We start from the raw sequence: 1,497 nt of genomic DNA, 5'->3' as shown, positions 1-1,497 counted from the left end.
ATCTTTGTCATCATAATCCTTATTGGGCTAAAAAATATTTTGCTGCCGACTGGCCAAAATGGAATGTAGATCGAGTTTTTATTCAAGCTTATAATGATAAAAATTTTACCAAAGAAGTAGATTATGCCGAAACCTATGATGGAATTGCTATTACTGATCAACAATTCCATCGCTTGCCAGAAATAGTGGCTAATAATAAAATTAAGGCTATTTTAGTGTTTCCTGATCGGACAAATCCAGAAGACGTAGCTTCTAAGTTAAAACAATTTTATGTTAAATAGATGTAAGCGTCGTAAGCAATCAGCTATCAGCTATCAGCAATCAGCTATCAGCAATCAGCAATCAGCTATCAGCAATCAGCTATCAGCTATCAGCAATCAGCTATCAGCTATCAGCTATCAGCTAATGGGCTACGCGCAAGCGCACCTTTGAATAAAATAAGCTGACGGCTGACCGCACCTCAAGTAGGGTGAGCTTTGGCTCACGGCTGAATGCTTACTAAGCATCTAACTAGACTTCCGGAGCTATACAATGCCAAAATTTTCCCCTTCAATCACTGCTTCTGCTTCTAATGCGATCGCTCTCAATTTTTCTAAAGTATCTGGTTCAACTGACTGCCACAATCCCCGCTGATTGGCTTCCAGTAACCGTTCTGCCATATCTCGCAATGCCCATGGATTCTTTTGTTGGACAAACTCTTGGACATCTGGGTCAAATAAATACCCTTGAGCTACTCCTTGATACATATGGTCTGCCACACAATTAGCGGTAGCATCATAGGCAAACAAATAATCTACTGTTGCTGCCATTTCAAATGCTCCTTTGTAACCATGGCGCATCACTCCCTCAATCCACTTAGGATTCACGACACGAGAACGGTACACTCGGGCAATCTCTTCCTTTAGCTGTCGAACTTTGGGCTTTTCAGGGATAGAATTATCCCCAAAGTAGGTTTGAGGATTTTTGCCAGTCAACCCCCGCACCGCTACGGTTAACCCCCCCTGAAACTGGTAATAATCATCTGAATCAAGTAAATCATGTTCCCGATTATCCTGATTGTGTAATACAATTTGCATCTGTTTGAGACGCTGCTCAAAGGCTTCTGGGGCTCCTTTGGGGGAAGATGAGCTGTAGGCGTAACTACTCCAGTTAATGTAAGCGCGAGCTAAATCCTGCTCATCTTGCCAGTTTTGAGATTCAATCAAACCCTGTAACCCAGCACCATAGGCTCCTGGTTTCGAGCCAAAGATGCGGTAGTGCGATCGCATTTGGGCTTGGGACTGACTCAACCCTACCTGTAACCAATAGTCTGTTTCCTGTTTCACCTGGGCTGCTAGAGGATTGTCTGATGGTGATTCATCCAGGCTTGCCACAGCAACTACTGCATTGTGAAATAGGTCGATTAAATTGGGGAAACTATCTCTAAAGAAGCCAGAGATGCGCAGGGTCACATCCACTCGGGGACGTTGTAACACAGACACTGGCAAGATTTCAAAG

The 1,497-nt window shown here is 43.5% G+C and carries 2 protein-coding genes and 1 pseudogene; 2 read left to right on the top strand and 1 reads right to left on the bottom strand.

The window, feature by feature from the left end; all coding sequences use genetic code 11:
- Nucleotides 1-281: pseudogene (locus tag F6K38_RS41750) on the top strand (family 10 glycosylhydrolase); the annotation flags it as partial.
- Nucleotides 271-432 (top strand): hypothetical protein, encoded by a 162-nt coding sequence (locus tag F6K38_RS41745; protein WP_009149309.1) that lies wholly within the window; start codon nucleotides 271-273, stop codon nucleotides 430-432. The pseudogene F6K38_RS41750 and the gene F6K38_RS41745, both read left to right, overlap by 11 nt.
- 92 nt (nucleotides 433-524) lie before the next feature.
- Here the strand turns inward: F6K38_RS41745 and F6K38_RS41740 are convergent.
- Nucleotides 525-1,497, bottom strand: a 973-nt coding sequence (locus tag F6K38_RS41740) for a cobaltochelatase subunit CobN (RefSeq protein WP_287360714.1), incomplete at its 5' end; no start/stop codon positions are given.

Source organism: Moorena sp. SIO3B2, assembly GCF_010692525.1.
GTDB classification, from domain to species: domain Bacteria; phylum Cyanobacteriota; class Cyanobacteriia; order Cyanobacteriales; family Coleofasciculaceae; genus Moorena; species Moorena producens.
This window is presented reverse-complemented; position numbering and strand designations above follow the sequence as displayed.

Excerpts from the sequence above, each read along its gene's own strand:
- F6K38_RS41745 (WP_009149309.1), top strand. The coding sequence starts at position 271 with ATGTTAAATAGATGTAAGCGTCGTAAGCAATCAGCTATCAGCTATCAG.